Raw genomic sequence first — 6,214 nt, forward strand, 5'->3', positions numbered from 1 at the left:
CTGAACGCAAGTACACATCTTGGTTATTCTTTTCTATTATCGCATATTCAACGCCTCTTTTACGCGTATAATCAAGTCCTCATAATGGTGTCGTGTCGCCACATCACCCGTAGCACGACGGTTCTCCGCCAATTTCAATACCTTCAGCAACTCTCCCCGTTTCACAGATACGGCCTCGGAAACTCTTCCCATGGAATAGAAATGCAACACCCGAATCCGTACATCTTCCTGCAGATCTAACGTGAAAGCGGGCCTCCGGGATGCAAAACAACACCCTGTTTCATCCCCGCGAAGAGCCTTTTTCGTAGTTTTCTCTACTGCTTTGTTTGAACTCACGATGATGGCATCGATATAATTTTTTTGAGCCATACGTTCATAAACGGACAAACTACGTCCGGCTAAAGTTCCTTTGAAAACAGCTTTGTGCAAATCGGCAAACAACTCTTCCGGTGTATAACATTTCTCTCTACCTAAAGTCGCTTCCGCATCATACATTCTCATCAAACGATCGTCTTTCAACAAATTATAAAAAGTAGCGTACTGCAACTCCCTGACAACCGTGTACGGAGAGTATTCGACTCCCGATTGTATCGGGTAGCTTTTTTTCCATACTTCCGCTCCGAACAACCATTCGGGAACCGTAAAGACCTCTTCGATAAGATATTTTACACTCTCTTTCTGGATGCCTTTGGGCACGGGAATATAACGGTCTTCCGAACTTCCTTTTACGGGATTGTTAATGTAAATCCCCCCTACATTTGCCGTTACATGATCCCCGTACATTTTCCATTGATTAATCACGGCCATCAACAATTTACCTGCCTCGAAATAACCTTGTCCCTCTTCCTCCGTCCACTCCTGAATATGGGGAACGATCCGTTTCAGATTCTTTATTCCGTAACGGTTGGCTTTCACGATATCGTCTCCCAAATCTTCATCCTGAGAACGGGGATCGATCGGATCCCGGGGATCTTGTTGTTCTCCGTACCAATACATCGGATCGCCCTCATGCTCCCGTATCCAATCGTTCAAAACAGGTAATTCCTCTTGAGGAGTCGCAACATCCAACCAACGATAAGCCCAGCGAATGGCAAACTTATCATACATGCCGATCTTCGGGGTAATCTCCGTTACGCCATCCTCCGGTTGCGCCACATAATTAAAACGAGCGTAATCCATAATGGAACTTGCCGTACCTCCCATCTTAGACGTAAATTCGGGCGATCTTAACGAATCTACCGGGAAAGAAGAGGAGGCTCCCATATTATGTTTCAATCCGAAGGTATGTCCTACCTCATGGGAAGAAACAAAGCGAATAGCACTTGCCATGTGTTCATCGCTCAATTTATTTCCGCGGACGCTCGGATCGATTGCTGCTGTCTGAACTCTCATCCAGGTATGTAACAGACTCATTACATTATGCCACCATACCACATCCGCTTCAATAATCTCTCCGGAACGAGGATCGACAACCGAAGGTCCCATCGCGTTTGCCTGTTCCGAAGCGGCATAAGTGATTACAGAATAACGTACATCCTCGATATCAAAATCCGTCGCATCGGCAGGCACTTCTTTGGCAACAACGGCGTTTTTAAATCCGGCCGCTTCAAAAGCCGCCTGCCAGTCATAAACACCGGCTATTATCTCCTCACGCCATTGCTTCGGCGTGGCCGGATCGATGTAAAATACAATTTGTTTCACCGGCTCAACCAACTCTCCCCGTTTGTATTTTTCCACGTCTTCCGGTTTCGGTTCCAATCTCCAACGATGTACAAGCTCCCGTCGTTCCACCGCTTGTTGTTTGTCATTAAAATAAATACGTTCCGTACTGAAAAAACCAACTCTCGGATCCGCAAAACGGGGCTTCATCGGCTCTTTATCCAAAAGCACAAGATTTGTTGTCGTTTCAACGGTTAATGGGACCGAAACGGCCCCATCTGTCACCTGCGTCGTCATTAACGCCTTTACCACCACATTTTTCGGAAAAACTTTCACGCTCAATATCTTCGATAGATCTCTTTTTACAGACGTTCCCAAAGAGATACTATTATACAAATCATTTATACTTTTCTCGCTACCGTCAAAAATCTTGTTCACTTTAAATACGACCGTCGTCGAATCTTTTCCATAAGCTTCGATCGGAAAGTATTCGATCACAGACTCCCGGTAATTATCTTTGACCGACTGACTGATTGCATCCCCCTCCGGAACGCTTACCCTCGGGTCGTAGGTCGTTACCCAAACCTTATTTAAAGCCTCGTCCTTATAAAAACGAACAATCTTGTCATCGTACTCCATTCCCTTGTTCAGTCCGGCGTCATTCAAAGCTCCAGGAACTCCGGATACTTTGTTTACAATCAGAATATCCCGTCCCAATAAAGAATCGGCTATCTCAAAATAATAGTCATTACCGACTGTATGAATTTTTATCATACCTTCCGCCGTCTTGGCTTTATTCAATAATTCATCGTATTTGTTTTTGGTAACCGCAGTATCCGTTTTAACCTCCTTTTTCTTATGCCTGTTTCTAACCGCTCCTTCGGCAGGAAGAAAGAAAAACGACGTCAATACCGTCATACATACAATAAAGGTTTTCGTTGTAATCATAGTTTTTGTCTTTATAATAGTTATCATGAGCCTATTCATCTTTTACAATAATACCCTATTATTGAAAAAAACGAAATAAAAAAGGAGTGAATGCCTAAAATGAAGGAGTGAATAACAGAAAAAATACCACGAAACGAAAATTCATTGTTTCTCCTTATGAATCAACGCTTAACAACGGCAATTTGCATATAAAATAAGCACCTGTACTACTGAATTCAAAGCCGGAACGCCCGTAAAATTCATACATTTTTCGAATACGTTCCAAGCCTACACCTATCGATTCAACCGTAGATTCGGTACGAGGCTGGTAATTATTTTCAACGACGACACAATCGTCGAACACGTATATTTTTATCCAGAGAGGTTTTTGTACGGTTACCTGATTATGTTTTATCGCATTCTCGACCAACGTTTGCAGACTCATGGTCGGGATCTTCAGGTCGAATACATCGGAATCGATATCGAATATCAACTCCAAAGACTCGCCAAACCGTATTTTCTGTAAAAAGTAGTATTGACGGGTAAATTCCAATTCGTCTCTGACGGTGGCCAAACTGACATTTCTTTTTTCCAAAAGATAACGGTATACTTTTGATAACTTCAAAACAAATTCTTTGGCCAATACCGTATCGGTTCCAATCAAAGCACTCAACGAATTTAAAGAATTAAAAAGAAAATGAGGATTGATCTGATTTTTCAACTGTTGCAAGTTCAACTCGACAGACTCCCGCTCCACCTTACGCCTCAACCGATACTCCTTTCGCCATTTATGTTGCGCGAGGAAGAGTAACACCGTAAATATCAAAATAGTAATCAACGCGATAATAATAGCATAACGATGGAATTCTTCGGTTTGTTCGCTATAAACAAATTGAGGAACATTCACTCCTATGATCCAGCGTTCATTTCCTACTTCCAACGGAAAATAGACCCTTACCACAGGAACCTTCAAATAAGCAGAGTTCGCCAAAATACGCAACTCCTTCTTTTCTTTCAATACCTGCTTTATCGAATCCAACTCTTCTTTCTCCATCAGCTTTTGCCCCAATAAACGTTCATCCGGATGAGAGAGAATAGTACCCTTTTCATTGACGATAAAAACATAACTCCGGAATATGGCCGTTATCTCCGAAAAATAGGTATGCAGATCCGGTAAAGAGATATCAAAGCCTAAAAGCACATCTCCCCATTTTTTATTCCTAATAACATCTACCGTGGTCCAATAAATTTTTCCAGCATCATTATAGGTCCCGCTATAACGATCATTCTGGAGCGTATCTATCATCTCTCTAAATTCCGACTGCTTCCTTTCCGACAATTTATATTTATAAAAAGAGGTCGTATCTTTATCCAATACATTCAATATTTTCTCTCCATCCACAAAATACCATATCCGGCTCAGTTTCGTGTCCAATTGAGGTATAATCATCAAAGAAGAAAACAACTCCTCCTCCTCCTGCCACTTTTTGGAAGTAAAAAATTCCCGGACTACCCGTTGCAATTGCTCCGTCTTCTTAAATTCATAAGCAATAGTTTGCGAACGATAACGACATTGATCCATAACAAAATCATTACTCAACCGATTCCATACGGAACCTATCTTGTCTCCGATCAAATAAATGGCCACAAGGAAAAGGGCTAATAAAACAAAGCCCATCAAAATAATATTGTTGGTCCTAAACTTCATTTGAAATCAAAGATAAAAGAAAAAAATGACAAATGACAAATGTTGGTTAATGATTAAAAGATTAAGGAATTTTTGGGATTGAATGATATAATGATCGGAGGATTAAAAAGATGGACAAATCATGCCACGACGCTTTGTTGCACAGACGATGTTTCTCAAAAGTCGGGCGGCCATTGTCTGGCCGCCCGAATGATAAATCATAACGCTAAATCCGCTTTATGCAGCGTGAGTTTAAAGAACTCATCCTCTTCGGCCGCGTAATCATTGAAATACACCGAGCGGGCATCATTCGATATCGAAAAGTACCCCTTGGGACCTAAATCGGGCAAATCGAAACGCTTGATCGGATTCAGGTTCCAGTCGAACACGAAAATGGCCTCTTTATACACTTCATACTCTTTATCTTCTGCATTAAAATAACCACCCACCTTGCACACGATGTACGAGTCGTTCGCTTCCATGGCTAAAATACTCTGCCGCATGTCGTTGGTTGATAAGAAACAGAACTCTTCATTAGCGTATTGAACCGGCGTGTATCTCTTCTCGTTCACCACCTTACCCGTGGTCACGTCGAACGTGTATAACATGAATTGACCATCCACGGCGAAAACAGCCATATCGTTGCCTCTCGTTCTAAAAAGACCTCTCGCGTTAGAACGTTTCATCGTGACGTACGGTGTAAACTTCGAACCAAGTGAAGGATTATATTCCGGGAAACCGTCACCCGGGAGTGTTTCGCGATAGGTTACCCCTTTCTGACCGAGAACCATCAGGGTTTTCTTCTCCATACCCGTTCGGGCATCTTTTTCCAGTTTTTGCAAGTCCGGAGCAGGAGGAGGCATTATCGCCACGATAGCCCCGTTCGGGAGGATCGTCGCCTGCTCTACCCAAACGCTGTCCGGAAACGCGGGAATGATCACTTTCCTGTCTTTCACGGGAACATTGTTGATCATATCTTTTTTGGCGAAAACCTTTATCGCGTTTTCCCGAGTATAAACGGCTTTACGAGAAACCGTCTTTAACATTGTTTCAGCAGGCACAAACACGATAAAATCTTTTGTCACGTGAATGGTCTTGTAGGATATATAATCGGATAATTCGTATGGAGCTTTCCCGTGTTTTGCAAGCACGGATAACTTCTTGCCCGTGTTGAAATCATAACAAGTTCCCAAATCATACTTGGGATCATGGTCTATGACATACAGCAGGGAGCCGTCGATGATCCAGGTATGCCATGCTTTTAATCCGTCGTATGTTTTGAAAGGCTTCAGTTCCACTTTTTCAACCACCGTGAAATCCCTTTTCATGTCCAAACGCGTAGGGGGGAGAAGAACAAACGGCAAGGTGACTATCGAAAATAAAAATGCCGAACAAAAGCCATAAAAATCGGTACCTCTTCTTCATGATTATAAATTTAGTTTACTTTTGGAAATCGTATCACTATTTTATCTGACGGATCGCTTAGTCCAGCCGCATTTTTAGCTTTAACTCGAATTTTCATAAGAGAACCCGACTCTCTATCCCCAATTGCACATTCAGTCGTGGTAACTGAATCATAGCTTTCCCAAGATAAATCCAAACGCACATCCTTAACTTCAATAATATAATCTGTTACAGGTAATCCGCCATCATCTGCAGGCGGTGAAAAACTTAGTTTACAGCTGGTTGGCGTTATATCATCAATCCGAAGCGCTCAAGGAGGCGAAGGAGGAGAAAGTACATACACTGCGGCAGTAGCAATAGTCGTAAGGGTTAGAGCGATACATACGGTCAAGATTAATTTTAACTTTTTTGATTTCATAATCGTAAAGTGTATAAGTTCATAATAAACATATCACTTGTAAAGTTAAAAAAATATGTTATTTGCAAATAAATTCCTTTGAATTTTATTCCAAATAACAACAAGTATAGATTGAAAGA

General features: G+C 41.9%; 4 protein-coding genes. All 4 read right to left on the bottom strand.

From position 1 onward, the window contains the following. Positions 1-36: 36 nt before the first annotated feature. On the bottom strand, positions 37-2,607 hold the full coding sequence (locus tag PGR74_RS12205) for a zinc-dependent metalloprotease (protein WP_110688848.1): 2,571 nt from the start codon (positions 2,605-2,607) through the stop codon (positions 37-39). A gap of 154 nt (positions 2,608-2,761) precedes the next feature. Further along, a complete protein-coding gene (locus PGR74_RS12210; RefSeq protein ID WP_059025303.1) occupies positions 2,762-4,264 on the bottom strand; it encodes a histidine kinase in 1,503 nt (500 codons plus the stop codon). Between the two features lie 227 nt (positions 4,265-4,491). After that, the gene (locus tag PGR74_RS12215) at positions 4,492-5,601 is read right to left on the bottom strand and encodes a hypothetical protein (protein ID WP_270517276.1); all 1,110 of its coding nucleotides are present in this window, start codon (positions 5,599-5,601) and stop codon (positions 4,492-4,494) included. Between the two features lie 107 nt (positions 5,602-5,708). Continuing rightward, a complete protein-coding gene (locus PGR74_RS14155; protein WP_442985419.1) occupies positions 5,709-5,978 on the bottom strand; it encodes a fibronectin type III domain-containing protein in 270 nt (89 codons plus the stop codon). Positions 5,979-6,214: the final 236 nt, after the last annotated feature.

The sequence above is a fragment of the Sanguibacteroides sp. AM78-02pH3A genome (assembly GCF_027666085.1).
GTDB lineage: Bacteria > Bacteroidota > Bacteroidia > Bacteroidales > Marinifilaceae > Gabonibacter > Gabonibacter massiliensis.